The 14,549-nt window shown below is 67.4% G+C and carries 15 protein-coding genes and 1 pseudogene; 12 read left to right on the top strand and 4 right to left on the bottom strand.

Going from position 1 to position 14,549, the window contains the following annotated elements; genetic code table 11:
* The first annotated feature begins 327 nt into the window (after positions 1–327).
* Entirely contained in the window at positions 328–1,656 is a 1,329-nt protein-coding gene (locus AC4BEG_RS14665; protein ID WP_490706320.1) for a dicarboxylate/amino acid:cation symporter, read from the top strand.
* A 216-nt stretch (positions 1,657–1,872) separates the two neighbouring features.
* Positions 1,873–2,793, top strand: coding sequence for a phosphotransferase enzyme family protein (locus tag AC4BEG_RS14660; RefSeq protein ID WP_490706319.1), 921 nt, complete (start codon positions 1,873–1,875; stop codon positions 2,791–2,793).
* A 5-nt stretch (positions 2,794–2,798) separates the two neighbouring features.
* On the opposite strand, the gene AC4BEG_RS14655 is transcribed toward AC4BEG_RS14660, so the two are convergent.
* Positions 2,799–4,136 carry an NsdA family TPR-like regulatory protein gene (locus AC4BEG_RS14655; RefSeq protein ID WP_490707086.1) on the bottom strand — a complete coding sequence of 446 codons (1,338 nt, stop codon included), beginning with the start codon at positions 4,134–4,136 and terminating at the stop codon, positions 2,799–2,801.
* A 612-nt stretch (positions 4,137–4,748) separates the two neighbouring features.
* On the opposite strand from AC4BEG_RS14655, the gene AC4BEG_RS14650 reads away from it, so the two are divergent.
* From AC4BEG_RS14650 to AC4BEG_RS14640, 3 genes are all read left to right on the top strand, one after another.
* Positions 4,749–5,012, top strand: coding sequence for a hypothetical protein (locus AC4BEG_RS14650; RefSeq protein WP_490706318.1), 264 nt, complete (start codon positions 4,749–4,751; stop codon positions 5,010–5,012).
* A complete protein-coding gene (locus AC4BEG_RS14645) occupies positions 5,009–5,284 on the top strand; it encodes a hypothetical protein (protein WP_490706317.1) in 276 nt (91 codons plus the stop codon). The genes AC4BEG_RS14650 and AC4BEG_RS14645 overlap by 4 nt, the downstream gene beginning before the upstream one ends.
* Before the next feature lie 197 nt (positions 5,285–5,481).
* A complete protein-coding gene (locus AC4BEG_RS14640) occupies positions 5,482–5,772 on the top strand; it encodes a hypothetical protein (RefSeq protein ID WP_490706316.1) in 291 nt (96 codons plus the stop codon).
* A gap of 427 nt (positions 5,773–6,199) precedes the next feature.
* On the opposite strand, the gene AC4BEG_RS14635 is transcribed toward AC4BEG_RS14640, so the two are convergent.
* Positions 6,200–6,970 (bottom strand): GntR family transcriptional regulator, encoded by a 771-nt coding sequence (locus AC4BEG_RS14635; RefSeq protein WP_490706315.1) that lies wholly within the window; start codon positions 6,968–6,970, stop codon positions 6,200–6,202.
* 169 nt (positions 6,971–7,139) lie between these two features.
* Between AC4BEG_RS14635 and AC4BEG_RS14630 the strand changes: the two genes are divergently transcribed.
* The 4 genes from AC4BEG_RS14630 (at position 7,140) to AC4BEG_RS14615 (ending at position 10,674) form a co-directional block, all read left to right on the top strand.
* Entirely contained in the window at positions 7,140–7,490 is a 351-nt protein-coding gene (locus tag AC4BEG_RS14630) for an SCO3933 family regulatory protein (RefSeq protein ID WP_490706314.1), read from the top strand.
* A complete protein-coding gene (locus AC4BEG_RS14625) occupies positions 7,490–8,800 on the top strand; it encodes an FtsK/SpoIIIE domain-containing protein (protein WP_490706313.1) in 1,311 nt (436 codons plus the stop codon). The genes AC4BEG_RS14630 and AC4BEG_RS14625 overlap by 1 nt, the downstream gene beginning before the upstream one ends.
* Positions 8,797–8,994, top strand: coding sequence for a hypothetical protein (locus tag AC4BEG_RS14620; protein WP_490706312.1), 198 nt, complete (start codon positions 8,797–8,799; stop codon positions 8,992–8,994). Before AC4BEG_RS14625 ends, AC4BEG_RS14620 begins: the two co-directional genes overlap by 4 nt.
* A gap of 366 nt (positions 8,995–9,360) precedes the next feature.
* Complete coding sequence (locus tag AC4BEG_RS14615; RefSeq protein ID WP_490706311.1) at positions 9,361–10,674, top strand: replication initiator; 1,314 nt, start codon at positions 9,361–9,363, stop codon at positions 10,672–10,674.
* 141 nt (positions 10,675–10,815) lie between these two features.
* Here AC4BEG_RS14615 and AC4BEG_RS14610 read toward each other — a convergent pair whose 3' ends face one another.
* Positions 10,816–12,246: a recombinase family protein gene (locus AC4BEG_RS14610; protein WP_490706310.1), complete on the bottom strand. Its 1,431-nt coding sequence runs from the start codon at positions 12,244–12,246 to the stop codon at positions 10,816–10,818.
* A gap of 58 nt (positions 12,247–12,304) precedes the next feature.
* Here AC4BEG_RS14610 and AC4BEG_RS14605 point away from each other — a divergent pair.
* The 3 genes and pseudogenes from AC4BEG_RS14605 to AC4BEG_RS14595 form a co-directional block, all read left to right on the top strand.
* Positions 12,305–12,463 (top strand): annotated as a pseudogene (locus AC4BEG_RS14605) (dicarboxylate/amino acid:cation symporter); the annotation flags it as partial.
* A 98-nt stretch (positions 12,464–12,561) separates the two neighbouring features.
* Positions 12,562–13,272, top strand: coding sequence for a TetR/AcrR family transcriptional regulator (locus tag AC4BEG_RS14600; protein WP_490706309.1), 711 nt, complete (start codon positions 12,562–12,564; stop codon positions 13,270–13,272).
* A gap of 161 nt (positions 13,273–13,433) precedes the next feature.
* Positions 13,434–13,877, top strand: a complete 444-nt coding sequence (locus tag AC4BEG_RS14595) for a cupin domain-containing protein (protein ID WP_490706308.1) — start codon at positions 13,434–13,436, stop codon at positions 13,875–13,877.
* 144 nt (positions 13,878–14,021) lie between these two features.
* On the opposite strand, the gene AC4BEG_RS14590 is transcribed toward AC4BEG_RS14595, so the two are convergent.
* Positions 14,022–14,225 carry a cold-shock protein gene (locus tag AC4BEG_RS14590; RefSeq protein ID WP_014178671.1) on the bottom strand — a complete coding sequence of 68 codons (204 nt, stop codon included), beginning with the start codon at positions 14,223–14,225 and terminating at the stop codon, positions 14,022–14,024.
* Between the last annotated feature and the right edge of the window lie 324 nt (positions 14,226–14,549).

Genomic DNA, 14,549 nt, shown 5'->3' with positions numbered 1-14,549 from the left:
CTTCGGCACGCCCTACAGGGCAGCATCCGCTGTCCTGTAGGGCGTTGTTGTGTTCCGGACCGGGTCGGGGGCCCTCCCCGCCCTGGGGTCAAAGATATTCTTTGGGTTCCCCAAAGTATCGGTGTTAACGTACTCGCCATGAAGACAGCAGCCGCGCCCCGTATCGCAGCGAGCGTTCCGCTCGTGGCGCGCCTGCACATCGATCTTTGCCGCTGCCTGTCCGCGGCCTGTCGCCGCCGCTGACCTTCCTCACGTACAGCGGCCGGAGATCCCGTACGGACTCCTGGCTTTTCTTCGCCCTCTTTGACTTCCCTCGGAGTGTGTCCGTTGTCGTCCGTCCCCGAGACGTCCCCCAAGACGTCGTCGTCCTTCCGCCTGCCCAACGTCCCCTTCTGGGCCCAGATCCTGCTCGGCCTGGTGCTGGGTGTGCTGCTCGGCTGGGTCGCCCGGAGCGGCGACGTCGACTGGCTGGTCACCACGCTCGACAAGATCGGCACGATCTTCGTCCAGCTGCTGAAGCTGGCCGTCGCTCCGCTGGTCTTCTTCGCGATCCTGATATCGATCACCAACCTGCGGAACGTCAACAACGCCGCCCGGCTGGCGACCCGCACCCTGCTGTGGTTCATGGCCACCTCGCTGATCGCGGTCGCCATCGGCCTGACCATCGGTCTGCTCACCAACCCCGGCTCCGGCACCGACCTGACCCCCAAGGACGGCGCCAAGCCCGATCAGGCGGGCTCCTGGCTGGACTTCCTGACCGGCATCGTGCCGACCGACGTCGTCACGCCGTTCACCGAGCTCAACGTCCTCCAGATCGTCTTCCTCGCCGCCGTGGCGGGCGTCGCCGCCCTCCAGCTCGGTGAGAAGGCCCAGCCGATCCTGAACCTGAGCCAGTCGGTGCTGGAGCTGCTCCAGAAGGCGCTGTGGTGGGTCATCCGCCTCGCCCCGCTGGGCACCCTCGGCCTCATCGGCTTCGCCATCGCCGAGTACGGCTGGGACCTCATCGGCAAGTACGCGACCTTCACCGCCGACATCTACATCGGCTGCGCACTGGTGATGTTCGGCGTCTACCCGCTGCTGCTCTCCACGGTCGCCAAGGTCAACCCGCTGAACTTCTTCAAGGGCGCCTGGCCCGCCATCCAGCTCGCCTTCGTCTCCCGCTCCTCGGTGGGCACCATGCCGCTGACCCAGAAGGTCACCGAGCGTCTGGGCGTCCCCAAGGAGTACGCCTCCTTCGCGGTGCCGTTCGGCTCCACGACGAAGATGGACGGCTGCGCCTCGATCTACCCGGCCATCGCCGCGATCTTCATCGCCCAGATCTTCGGCGTCCATCTGGGCATCGGCGACTACCTGCTCATCGCCTTCGTCTCGGTCATCGGCTCCGCCGCCACCGCGGGCCTCACCGGTGCCACGGTCATGCTGACCCTGACCCTCTCCACGCTGGGCCTGCCCCTGGAGGGCGTCGGCCTGCTGATGGCCATCGACCCGGTCCTGGACATGATGCGCACCGCGACCAACGTTGCTGGACAATCAGTATGCACGTTGCTGGTGGCCGCGCGTGAGGGAATCCTCGATCGTGACGCGTACAACAACGTGAAGAGCGTGGACGTGAAGGACGCGGAGACGGAGCCGCAGCCGGTCGCGGTTGCCGCCTAGCGACAGTCACCCACCCCGGGTTGCCAACGCCCGTTCATGTCGCCCCTGTTCTCTGCTGAGAGCGGGGGCGACGTGCTGTGTGTGGGCTGATCGTCATGCCCCGTCACGTCTTCGTTCCCGCGGTGTGGGTACCGTCGCACTGATGGCTGCCGTGAGTCGCTGACGGCCTTGTAGGTCCCCGGGCTGGGCGGCGTGAGGGAAAGGAGCCGAGGACGCATGCCGTCTGGTGCTGCGCGGGGTTCAGGAGAGGGGTTCTCATCGACAGGCGCTGCGCGGGTGATGGCGGCTGCGTGTCGGCGAGTGGGCTTCAACGATGACGGAGCCCAACTGATCCGCTTGGGCGAGAACGCGCTTTTCCGGCTGGCTGCTCATCCGGTGGTCGTGCGGATCGCGAGATCGACTGAGTACCTGTCCTCTGCGAGGGGCGAGGTCGAGGTGTCGCGCTGGCTGGAGCGTGAGGGTTTCCCAGTGGTTCGCATCATCGATGATGTGGAGCAGCCGCTGATCATCGATGGCCACCCCGTGACGTTCTGGCACCTGATCGAGGAGGGCGACCGTAGGGCAACCTACGGGGAGTTGGGATCGGTCCTGCGTGATCTCCACTCGCTGAGTCTGCCGGACGGCTTGAGCCTGCCGCCATTCCCTGTCTTGGACCGCACTGATCGGCGCATCGAGGCAGCGACCGCGATACCGGATGAAGATCGCGAATTTCTACGCAAGCGGGCACAGGAGTTGGGCGACCGGATCGCGGGCCTTCACTTCGACTCGGAGAAGGGCCCTGTCCATGGGGACGCGCATGTTCAGAACCTCATGGTGGACCGGAAGGGCCGCGTCATCCTCATCGACCTTGAGCGGTTCAGCTTCGATCACCCCGAGTGGGACCTGATGGTCACCGCGACTGAACATCACAGTCTTGGGTGGCAAACGCGTGAGCAGTATGCGGACTTCGTTGGTTCGTACGGTAGAGATCTGCGTGATTGGTCTGGCTTTACTACCTTGCGGGCTGTTCAGGAATTCAACATGACTACGTGGCTCATGCAGAACGTATCTGAAAGTGCCGAGGTGGCCGAGGAATACGCCCGTCGTATCGCGTCCCTGCGAGACGATGAAATGCCACGTAATTGGAGTCCGGGCTGAGATGCCTAGCCGCCAGCCATGTATGCCATGGCCTCACGTACCTGCTCGTTGAACTGCTGCACGGCGGGGTTTCCGGTATGGGTGGACACTGTCCGTTGAAAGTCGGTGATGTATCGCTGAAAGCGCGCGGACTGGAGGGCGTCTCCGTCGTCAAGGGCGAGACTTGCTGTAGTGATGGCCGCTTCCAACTCACCATTGAGTAGCTGGCTCTGTGCCAGCACCACGCGGCAGAAGCCCAGTGTGCGGGCGTATTTGGGGTCCGTGAGGGCTACGGCACGCTCGGCGAACTGCACGGCCTCACGGCCTTGCCCGAGGTCGCGGAAGCAGTGGCAGAACTCGCCTACTAGCTCTGCCTCATCCATGTAGGAAAGCCACTCCGGGTCATTTCCGGTGTCAGCGAGGTCGAAGAAGCGCTCTGCCTCGTTCATCGCTCGTGCCGCTCCCTTCCGGTCCTGTGCCGTAGAGAGGGCTCGGGCTTCGTGTGCCGCGAAGAGGGCCATGCCGCGCGGCGTGGAGTGGGTTCGGCCACCCTCGACGGCCGCTCGGGCAAGACGTACTGCGCGTGATGCCTGACCCAAGTAATTGGCCTGGTGGCTCATATTGGCAAGGATGCGTGCGCCCATCATCCGGTCGTCGACTACCTGCGTCAGGCGCAGAGTCGACATGAGGTACCGGCCTGCGAGTGCATGATTCCCACTGTCGTACGCAGTCCACGCAAGGAGTTGCGAAATCTCTGTGGCAGCTTCAAAGAGTGCCTTGCCCACCTTGGCGCTGTAGCTTCCGTCCAGGAGCGGGAGGACTTCCTCACGGAAGTAGTGGCGGAATGCTTTGTGTGCGTGTCCCCCGCCGAACTGGAAATCGAGCTGCATAAAGTATCCGGCCGCAGTACGGATGGCCGCGATGTCTCTCATGCCCACCCGGCGTGACACGGTGGACTCGCTGCTCAGTCCGTCCGGCCGTGAAACGAGCCATGTGAGAGCGGCGTGATCGAAGTCAGGTTCGGACAGGGAGAGTTTCCCAGCAGCCGAGTCTTCTGGCCGCATCCGTGCAAGATTGTCAAGTACGCTCAGCGCTTCGGGCAGGGATTCCGCGTAGCTTGCGTTGGGCGTTGTGGAGACGGTTGGTGTTGGGGCGGAGAATCCGAGGTCCGTCGGTGTGACTCTCCGTTGTAGTTTCTCGCTCAAAGCCTCGGCCACGAACACGGCAGTCTGGGGCTGAATTCCAGCGCCATCGAGCCATCGCTGAACGGACACATGCGTTGTGCCCCGCTGCTCGCCATGTCGCGCTGCAACTTCACAGATGCGGCGGGCTAAGCCCTTGTTCGAGGCCCCGGCTTCCCTCATGTGGGCGGCCAACTGGTGATTCGGCTCCCTGGTCACCCCTGCTGTCACTCCCAACGTCACGTCAGGTGTTCATCCTGTCACAGCAGTTCACTGCCAGGGGGGTTCATGGCGAACCCCCCCCAGCCTCCGACGTGAACCCCCCGTGTGCACATGAACCCCCGGATGAACACTGCCGCCGTGCACAAGACAGCCGTTGACTGTCGAGAACGAAAGACCCCGGCAGTGCGTGCGGCACCCCGGGGCGTGGCCAACCTGAGGAAAGCAGGTCGACGTGCGGAACTGTATCGGAAGGATCTTCGAACTGCTGGGGAGAGCCGTGCGGCCTGGCCCGGGGCGTGCTCGCACCACCGTGACGCATTTCCCGAGCTGCCATGACGCGCCAACTCTCCAGCTGCCGCGTGTATTCGCGGTGCCGGGTCAGCCGGTGTTGCATGGTGAGGACGTGCGCCTTGTCCGGCCCTATGTCGTGGCGCATGAGCGTCAGCAGGAGGCGCGCCGGAAGAATCGCGCTCGCTTGGATTCGCAGTGTGCCCCGTATGGGGTGGTGGTCTGATGAGTGCCCAACGACGTCTGCTCCCTTGGTCGGGGCCTACTGGCAAACCGTGCTACCTGGTGTCCCGTACGGACGGCGAGGGGTTCATGTCGCAGCTTGCGGACGACATGGAAGCGGTGCAGCTCCGCATGGGCTCTGAACTCCTTGAGCACGCTGGCGCACTGCTCGGTAATCCGAAGGCTGAAGCCGGAGAACTGCGCTTCCTCTCCAACCGTCTGGTCGAGGCGCTGCGTGATGCACTCCGGGTCGCGGAGAGTCGTGGCAGGCGTCTGCCGGTGTCCGACGACGATGGACCGGCTGAAGCGAGCGAGGTGGACCAGTGAGCCCGGACCGGCGGCTCTCGTCCGGGTGGCGGCTCGAAGCCACCCCTGTGGGACTGCGCGTATCCCGTGATCTGGACGGCTGTCTGACGGTGACACTCGGGATCGCCCGTCTGGGCAAGCATGTGGCGCTCGCTCCGCTGGTGCTGTCGGTGGATGAGGCGGAACAGCTCCACGCGGGCCTGTGCTTCGCTCTCGCTGCGGAGATTCCGCCGGTGGATGCCCCCGAGTGCCGGAAGTCGGTCCGCTACCCCGGTGGTCGTCAGCAGTACTGAGACGGCTCCGGTCTGGATCACGCGCAACAACCGAAGAAGCAACGCCGGACCACCCCCACGCCTGGTCAGCTCGGGGTGGTCCGGCTGGGGATCACGAACCCCGGTGCCGATGGTACCGGGGTCGTCGTCGTGTTCTCGTTCGACGTGGCCCGGGATGTTCAGTGTCAGGTGACTTGCGAAGAAAGGGACTTGGGCGAATGTGCGGCCCTGGGGGCGAGGGATTCGACGGTGAGGCGGCAGACCTGGACGGGGGGATGTGGGTGCGGGGAGTGGACTACATGGGCGGCTGGCGGGACGCGCGGGAGGCGGCTTCCGAGCTGGACGGCGCGCTACGGCTGGTCGGAGTGGACACGACTGGGGCGCGGCTTCGGGCCTCTGTCGGAGCGGAGGGAGCGGGGGTGGTGCGGCTGGAGTTGTCGGTGGCGACGGCGCGTGAGATAGCGATGCTGGCGCGGGTGGCGGCGGCCGGGCTGGGCAGAGCGAGTTGAGTGGGGCGGCCGGTGGTGGGCGCGCGGTGCCTGAGTGGTGCACTGTGGGCACGGCCGCCGGCCGTAGAGGCTTTGGGCGGGAGCTGCCACGGGGCGAGAGAACAGGGGGCCTTACGCTGGCCCGGCGAATCGGGCGGGTCTGTGATCCTGCCCGCGTTTGCGACCGATTGGCCCCCTGTTCTTAGAGGCTCGCCCCGTGGTGGCTGCCTAAAGCATCGGAGGCCGTCGGCCACCAGCCACAACGCACCAGCCCCGATGGCGGTCGGCCGTGCCTGCACACTCGTGGCGCGGTGGTGTGCGGGCGGTGGGCGCCCAACGGGACCGGCGGCCACGCCGCAGCCCGGCGGGGCGGCCAGACCGCCCGGCGCGCCGAAGGCGCGCCCTTGAGTAAGTGAAGACAGGTTTCGACAGTTCGCCGGACCGGGGCTCAGACGGCGCGGAGTTGGCGGGGGCTGTCAGCGGTGATCCGGTAGGCAAGTTGGGCACGGTCGGCACTGGCGCGGAGCTCTTCGAGGATCAGGGGGCGGTCGTCGTTGCCGAGGGTGACGCGGGCGGTGAGCATGATCGGTGTGGCGTCGGGGACCTGGAGTGTGGCGCGCTCGTCGGGTAGCGGCATGCGGGCGCTCACGGTCTCCTGCCAGGTCAGCTTGTGTCCGGCTGCGGTGAGCAGGGCGTAGATCTGTTCCGGCTCGGTGTCCGGCGCCTCCGCTAGCTGCTCGGCCTGATCGGCGGTAGCGAAGGGGATGAGTACGCGGTGCGCGGCTCGGGTACCGGTCTCCGGGTCGGCCAGCAGCCGGTCAACACCGAAGAGCGCTTCTCCCTCGCCGAGTCCCAGCAAAGCGCCCGTGGTCGCCGTGGTGCTGGTGCGGTAGATGGCCGGTTCTTCGACCTGCTGCCATGCCTGGTGGCCGGTGCGGAAGGTCTTTCCGCTTCGGGTGATGGTCCGCTCGATGGTGACCGCAGGGGCAGGGAGGGCACGGACGTAGCTGCCCTTGCCGTGGATGACTTCGATAAGCCCTTCGGCGCGGAGTGCGGCGATGGCCTTGCGGACGGTGGGGCGGCTGACCTTGTAGCGCTCGATGAGCTGGGCCTCTGAGGGGAGCGGGGCCCCGGGCTTGTACTCGCCTGCCGCGATACCGCTGCGGATCTCGGCGGCAACCTGCTGGTACAGCGCTCCGGGTCGCTGGATCTCTCCCATGCCGGGCTCTCCTCGTCACCTGTCGTCGGCGGTCCTGACGTGAACTGATGTCACTCGTAAGCATAAGTACTTGCCTCCCGCCGTCAAGGCATGCATAGTTGGCCACTCGTAAGCACGAGTGACGTCACGTGACGTGTGGCGTCTGGACGGCCAAGGAGGCCAACAACCCATGCAGTCCATCCCTGTGGACACATCCCGACTGGGCGTACTGCGGTGCGCGGTCGGACCCGAACCGAAGATCGCGGACTTCGAAAGCAAGGAGGTCAAGAAGGACCGGGACGGCAACACCATCTACACCGTCGCCGTGACGGTGCGGCAGGACGGTCGGCGAGTGTCGGTGATCGAAATCGCCGTACCCGGAGAGCCCAAGGGAGTCGTGGAGGGCTCCGAGGTACGTGTGACGGGCCTGGAAGCGTTCGCCTGGGCCATGGGCGACCGCCACGGCGTCAGCTTCCGCGCCGCTGCCATCACCCCCGTACCGGCTCCGGCCGCGTCGGCGGGCAAGGGCGGTGGTGCGTGATGGGTTCGCTCCTCTTCATTGTCGCGCTGCTGGTAGTGGCCTGGATGGCGGTCATCGGCCCCCACCTGCGAGACCAGCGGCCGGACTGGCACTGGTACCTGACCGGATACCCCCGCACCGCGCTGCGCGTGGTGGTCACTTGGCGCAAGGTCGCTCACCTCAACGACCTCACGGTCTCCCACAAGCCGAATCGGCTCCTGCTGGGAGACCTGGCGGTCAAGGGCGAACCCCTGCGTACCAAGGCGCCGCGCTGCTCCTTCCCCCGGGCGACGCCGAACGGGCTGTCGCTGCGGGTGCGGCTGCATGCGGGGCAGACTCCGGCCCCGTTCCTGGCGGCGGCTGATGCGTTGGCGCACGCCTGGCGCATGCACGCGGTGCGGGTCGTCTCGCCCGAACGGGGGGTCGTGGTGATCACGGCGACGGCCAGTGACCCGCTGGCCCATCCCGACCGGCCGACCGGGGAGGTCTCGGCGTCGCTGCTGTCAGCGGTGGTCGGCGCGTTGGAGACCGGACGCGCGTGGGTCATGGACTTCAGGCGCGTGCCCCACTGGCTGATCGTCGGCGCGACACGGTCGGGGAAGTCCACGCTCATTGCCCGTGTGATCACCGAGCTTGCCCCTCAGCCGGTTGCCCTGGTCGGGATCGACTGCAAGGGCGGCATGGAACTGGGCCTGTTCGAACAGCGCCTGTCGGTGCTGGCCACCTGCCGCAGAGAAGCCACCGCGGTTCTCGGTGCCCTGGTGGCCGACATGCAAGACCGCATGCGCACCTGCCGTGCGGCCGGTGCCCGGTCGATATGGGACCTGCCGGAGAAGGAACGCCCGGTCCCCGTGGTCGTGATCGTCGATGAGATGGCCGAGCTGTACCTGACCAACGGCAGCAAGGAACAGCGGACCGAGGCCGAACAGTGCTCCACCTACCTCCTGCGCCTGGCGCAACTCGGTGCGGCACTGGGCGTGCATCTGATCGTGGCCGGACAGCGTGTCGGCTCCGACCTCGGCCCCGGAGTGACCGCGCTGCGCGCCCAGTTGAGCGGCCGTATCTGCCACCGCGTCAACGACCCCGCCACAGCCGAGATGGCCTTGGGCGACCTGAACAAGGATGCCGTGGCGGTCGCGCAGTCGATCACCGAGACAGAACAGGGCGTCGCCGTGACCACGGGCGAACTCGGCGGCTGGATGCGAGGGCGGTCCCAGCTGACCACTCCCGCTGCGGCTCAGGTGACGGCGGCCGAGTACGCGGGGCTGGCGCCTCGGCTGCTCGGCGTCGTCCGCGCGCTGGAGGAGCTGGAAAGGGGTGAGCGCGCATGAGTGAGGACGCGGCCCTTCCGCTGGTGCTGCTCTTCGGGCTCGCCACCGTGCTCCTGGTCCGCTCCGGTGAAGTGCGCTGGTGGATAGCAGTGGTGATCGGCCTGTTCGGCATGTACCTGGGCCAAACCCCCGTCATCTTCACCGCCGACGGCGTCGTGAACTGGCTCCTCTCCGGCTTCACCCACGACAGCTAGACACCCCCGGGAGGCCCACCAGATGCCCATGCGCCGAGTCCGCTGCCCCATCTGCGAGGGCGAGCGATACCCCATCTCCCGCACCGGCCACCGGCGGCGCTGCCGCTGCTGCCGGGGCACCGGAACCATCCGCTAACCCACCCACCCCGCACACGAACCGGGAGTGACCGCCATGGACGACACCCACCCAGCCCCAACCCACCGTGCCGCTGCGGCGGCCCACCCCGGGAGGTCCCCACCATCACCGCCGAGACCACCTCGGCTGACAGGCGCGCTGCCCTCGACCGCGCGGCGCGCCTGCGTCAGCTCTCCGAAGTTGACCAAGACCTGATACGCCTCGTCCAAGACCCCGGCTTCAGCCGCTGGATGGACCAGATCACCGCCACTGGCGGCTGCGCCCACCCCATCCATCTCACCGGCTCTACCACCACCCGCGATGGGCTCACGGGTGAGGTGCTGCACCACTACGACACCCGCAACGAGCCCGGCGAACGGCTCTTGATCCGCTGCCGCAACCGCCGCGCCACAGTCTGCGCCCCCTGCTCCCGCCTCCACGCGGGCGACACCTTCCACCTGGTACGGGCCGGACTCCTCGGCGGCAAGACCGTACCTGCCGAGGTGCGAGAGCGGCCCCGGTTGTTCCTCACTCTCACCGCCCCGAGTTTCGGTCCCGTTCATCGAGCCACCGCTGATGGGCAGCGCTGCCGACCGCGCCGTGATGCGGGCCAGTGCGAACACGGGCGTCCCCTGGGCTGCCCGGCCGTCCATGACGCGGGCGAACGGCTCGTTGGACAGCCGCTGTGCGCCGACTGCTACGACTACCCCGCACACGTTCTGTGGCACGCGCACGCGGGACGGCTCTGGAAGGCGTTCACGGACAACCTGTACAACCACCTGGCTGCCCGCGTCGGCCGCACTCGCACCGGCTTGCGCCGCAGCCTGCGCATCTCCTACGCCAAAGTTGCCGAGTACCAAAGGCGTGCGGCCGTCCATGTCCACGCTGTGGTGCGTCTCGACGGCGCACACGGCCCGGACGATCCGCCCCCGGCCTGGGCAACTGCTGACGTGCTCCTGGCCGTGGTCCGCACCGCTGCGGCGGCCGTCCGCCTCCGCACCCTCCACAGTGCAGCCCTGGGGGAACACGAACTGTGCTGGGGCGCCCAGCTCGAGGCCCGGCCGCTCCGGGCCTTCAGCGGCGGTGAGGGCTTGGCCGATGACGCGGTAGCCGCTTACGTGGCCAAGTACGTGACCAAGGGGGCCAGCGACACCGGTGCCGGACTCGACCACCAGGTTGCCAACCTCGACGAGATCGCGGCGGCGCCCGCCTCGGCCCACGTGCGTACCCTCATGCGCACCTGCTGGCGCCTGGGCGGGCTTCCCGAAGTGGAGCCGCTACGGCTGCGCGCGTGGGCTCACACGCTCGGCTACCGAGGTCACATCCTCACCAAATCACGCGCCTACTCCACCACATACACAGCGCTACGCGCCGAACGAGCCGACCACCAACGCGACGGAACCCAACTCGCCGACACCGACATCGTCACTGACGCCCGCTGGCGCTACATCGGCTCCGGCCACACCCTCGGTGGTGCGCTGTTCGCTGCCGGGATCGCCGAAGACCTCGCCTTGAACCGCGAAGCCGCCCAGGACGCGTGCCGGGGGTGGGGCGGGCGCCTGTGACAGAACTTGCTACAGACGCCAACCCCCAGGAAACGCCGGAGTGGATCGCTGAAATCCTGGCCCGGTGGGTACCGCCGCCGGACTACGACGCTCGGCTATCGGCCGTGGTGGACGGTTACCTGGCTGATCAGGTGAAGAAGATCAACCCTGCGAATCCGCCACGACCGGCCAAACCCTGATCGAGTCGAGCTCGGGAGGCTTCTTCCGCCCCCGGCCCACGCTGAAGACCTCGACGTGGTCGATCACACTCGCCACAATCACGCGGCGACGTTCGAGGTTCTGCATGTCCTCGTCCTTCCACACCGCCAGAGCATCGGTCTCGGTGCGGGCCTCCCTGACAACCGATGCCGATTCACGGGCCCGGAGAGTTTGCAGGTCGCTTCGGAGGTGGGTCAACGAGTCGAAATAGTCCTCGTCCTCCATCCGTCCCTCCTTCCAGCGATTGCGCAGACCCCGGATGCGTCCCTCCAAGGACTTGATCTCGCCGGACAGGTCTTCGGAGGGGGCGGCCTGTGTCTGTGGCCTCCGCTTCGTCAGAGCGGCTTCCACTACTTCGTTGAGGCGAGCCTCGATCCAGTCCAGGCGGCGGTTGACCTTGCCGCATCCCGTCTCGCCATTGGCGCCGACCTGGGAGGAGTGGCAGAACGCTCGGCGGAAGGTACGGCCCTGGATGGTCGCCCACTGAACGCGCATGGTTGATCCACAGTGGCCACACTTCAGGAAGCCTGAGTACAGGTGCTTGCGCTTCCCGGAGCCCTTCCGGGCGGGAGTGGCACGGCTGTCCAGGATGGTCTGCACGTTCTCCCACTCCTCCCGAGTGAGCGGGTGGGGGTAGATGCTGTCTCCGATGTCCTGCCCCTTGTAGGAGACGATGCCGCCGATGCGCTCCGAGCGGTACACCCGCTTGACCTTGTGGATATCCCAGGCGGTTTCGGCTTCCGGCGTCCGTGCCCCCTGCTCGTTCCACGCTCGGGCTATGTCGCCAGGCGTCAGCTGGTCCATCAGCATCTGATAGCCGAGACGGATCAGCTTCACCTCCCCCGGCTCCAACTCCTGCAAGTTCGACCCTTCCTTGAAGCCGAACAGGCGGCTGCCACCGGCGTGGGGCTTGCCCTGCTCGCGGCGCTGGAGCAGCGAGTTGTTCACGCGCTCCGACATGCGCTCGGTCTCCTGCTGGGCCACCGCCCCCTTGATCGTCAGGATCATCCGGCCGTTCGCGGTCGCCGTGTCCTCGCCCTCTGTCGTGGCGAAGGCGAAGCCGTGCTCCTTCTGCTCTTCCAGAAAGTGCGTCAGTTCGGCGATACGGCGCGTCAGACGGTCGATCGAGTAGACGACGATGCCGTCGATCAGGCCCTCTCGGGCGTCGCGCAGCATCTCGGTGTACACCGGACGCCGCCGCTTGCTGGTCGTCGATGCCGACGTATCGTTCTCCGGGTAGACCTTGAGGACGCTCCACCCCATCCGTTCGCACAGTTCACGGCACGCCTTCTCCTGGCGTTGGATGCCGAGCTCCTGCCCCTTGCGGTCCTTGCTGATGCGTACGTAGATCCCCACACGCTTTGGCTTGGCCATGACTTCCCCTCCGCTGGCCGCTCCCGCGCTGATTAACGTACATACTCGGGGAGCGGTTACGAACGTGGCCGGCCAGGCGCTGGTCCCGGTCCTGGTCTCGGCCCGGGAGAAGATCCTCGACCGGGACGCCTACGCCCACGCTTCCTCGTCCCCGCTGGACGACCCGGACGGCAGCGGCCAGGCGGACCCGGCCGAACCCCAGCTGGCCGCCGCGTAACACCGCGTCCCCACACGGCGCTTGGGCCGCGCCCGCGATGCCCCCGGACCACACCGAGGTCCGGGGGCATCGCGGCTCTGGATAGGCTCGTCGGCGATATGTGTGCGGGGGCACGGTCGAAGAGGGGGCGGTCCTGCGTGGGCGGGGCGACGAGGGGCAAGCGCGTACCGCGGGCGGTGCGGGAGCAGCAGATGCTGGACGCGGCGGTGCGGGCGTTCGCTCGCAGCGGCTATCAGCACACGTCGATGGACGACATAGCGGAGCTGGCGGGGGTCTCCAAACCCCTGGTCTATCTCTATCTCCACTCCAAGGAAGAGCTGTTCGCGGCGTGCATACGGCGTGAGGTCGCGGCCCTGGTGGCGGCGGTGCGGGCCGCAGTCGAGCGCGGGGCGTCCGCCGACCGCCAGCTGTGGAGCGGGCTGAGCGGCTTCTTCGCGCACACCGCGGCCCATCCGGACGGCTGGACGCTGCTGCATGTTCAGGCCCGTACGCATGGACGGCCGTTCGCGCGTGAAGTGGCCGCGATGCGCGAGGAGTTGGTGACCTTTGTGACCCAGCTGCTGGCCGCCGCGGCCCGGGACAACGCGGTGCGGGACCAACTGGCCCGCGCGGATGTGTCCGCTATCGCGCACGCCCTGGTGGGCGCGGCGGAGTCGCTGGCCGACTGGGCGGGTGACCAGGGCGGGCCGTCGGCCCAGGAGGCGGCGGCGACCCTGATGGACTTCGCCTGGGCCGGGCTGGGCAATGTGCTCAGGGGAGAGGGATGGTCGTGTGAGGCCGTGTCCCACCAGGCGGCCTACGACGGATGACGCGCTGTCATCCGCGGTCGCGCCGGGCGCACGGTCACCCGATCAGGCGCGCGCGTCCGCGGTGCGCCGCCGTCGTCCTCCGCGCGCTGGCTAATCTCAACGGGCCTGGCTAGCCTCAACAGGCCCGGTCGGATGTGTGAGAGCGGTGAGGGAGCATGGCCATGAACCGTCGTCCCGACATGGCCGAATGGCTCGGCCTCCGGCCGCACCCCGAAGGCGGCTGGTACCGGGAGACCTGGCGCAGCGAGGTCTCGGCCCAGCTCCCGGGGTACGCCGGTGAGCGGGCCACGGCCACGGCGATCTACTTCCTGCTGGCTCCGGGCGAGGAGTTCCGTTGGCATGTGGTGCTCTCGGCCGAGCTGTGGATGTGGCACCGGGGCGGTCCGCTGCGGCTGCTGCTGGGCGGGGCAGGTGAGCGGCCGGAGGCGGATCATCCCACCGAGGTGGTGCTGGGGCCCGATATCGCGGCCGGGCAGCGGCCGCAGGCCGTCGTACCGCCGGGGGTGTGGCAGGCGGCACGTCCGGCGGCGGACGAAGAGGTGCTGGTGAGCTGTGTGGTCTCACCGGGCTTTGAATTCGCCGATTTCCGCATGCTGGAAGACTGACGGCGGACGAAGGCTGATCGCGGACCCGGCGCGGACCCGGCGCGGAAAGGCCCGGAGCCGGCGCGGAAGGCCCGCAAGCCGGAAAGGCAGGAGCCCCGCTCCTCCGCCGGCGCGGAGGAGCAGGGCACCTTGGGTGTTGCTAGATCAAGCCGCGCTGACGTTCTCGGCCTGCGGGCCCTTCGGGCCCTGGGTGACGTCGAAGGTCACGGCCTGGTTCTCCTCAAGGGAGCGGAAGCCAGACGCGTTGATCGCGGAGTAGTGAACGAAGACATCGGGGCCGCCGCCGTCCTGGGCGATGAAGCCGAAGCCCTTCTCGGCGTTGAACCACTTGACGGTTCCGGTAGCCATAAGCCCTCCTTGGGCCAAAGGGTTGCCCTGCTCCAGAACCTGCAAGAAGTCTGAAAACTACAAAAGCCCGCGGTTACATGCTCCGCAGGCTCTGTACTGCAAGGGAAACCAAACTGCAACTTGCGGCGAGCTTAGCACGCTGCGTGTGCGAAGGGAAAGAGCCGAAGATCACGAATACGAGGGGTTTCCGACCGCTGGAGAGTGGATAGGACCCCAGGTCGAGCGCCTGCCGCCCGTGAATCGCGGGGGCCGCGCGCCACCCCGCCGCCGCCGTGGGCACCGCGCGGGGCTAGCCTCCGCACGTGGACATTTCACCGAGTTCCC

This window comes from Streptomyces sp. JLBJ103 (assembly GCF_058215575.1).
This window is presented reverse-complemented; position numbering and strand designations above follow the sequence as displayed.

Coding starts and splice junctions, on each gene's coding strand:
- AC4BEG_RS14660 (WP_490706319.1), top strand. CDS start 1,873: ATGCCGTCTGGTGCTGCGCGGGGTTCAGGAGAGGGGTTCTCATCGACA.
- AC4BEG_RS14655 (WP_490707086.1), bottom strand. CDS start 4,136: ATGAGGGAAGCCGGGGCCTCGAACAAGGGCTTAGCCCGCCGCATCTGT.
- AC4BEG_RS14640 (WP_490706316.1), top strand. CDS start 5,482: ATGTGCGGCCCTGGGGGCGAGGGATTCGACGGTGAGGCGGCAGACCTG.
- AC4BEG_RS14635 (WP_490706315.1), bottom strand. CDS start 6,970: ATGGGAGAGATCCAGCGACCCGGAGCGCTGTACCAGCAGGTTGCCGCC.
- AC4BEG_RS14630 (WP_490706314.1), top strand. CDS start 7,140: ATGCAGTCCATCCCTGTGGACACATCCCGACTGGGCGTACTGCGGTGC.
- AC4BEG_RS14625 (WP_490706313.1), top strand. CDS start 7,490: ATGGGTTCGCTCCTCTTCATTGTCGCGCTGCTGGTAGTGGCCTGGATG.
- AC4BEG_RS14620 (WP_490706312.1), top strand. CDS start 8,797: ATGAGTGAGGACGCGGCCCTTCCGCTGGTGCTGCTCTTCGGGCTCGCC.
- AC4BEG_RS14615 (WP_490706311.1), top strand. CDS start 9,361: ATGGACCAGATCACCGCCACTGGCGGCTGCGCCCACCCCATCCATCTC.
- AC4BEG_RS14610 (WP_490706310.1), bottom strand. CDS start 12,246: ATGGCCAAGCCAAAGCGTGTGGGGATCTACGTACGCATCAGCAAGGAC.
- AC4BEG_RS14600 (WP_490706309.1), top strand. CDS start 12,562: ATGTGTGCGGGGGCACGGTCGAAGAGGGGGCGGTCCTGCGTGGGCGGG.
- AC4BEG_RS14595 (WP_490706308.1), top strand. CDS start 13,434: ATGAACCGTCGTCCCGACATGGCCGAATGGCTCGGCCTCCGGCCGCAC.
- AC4BEG_RS14590 (WP_014178671.1), bottom strand. CDS start 14,225: ATGGCTACCGGAACCGTCAAGTGGTTCAACGCCGAGAAGGGCTTCGGC.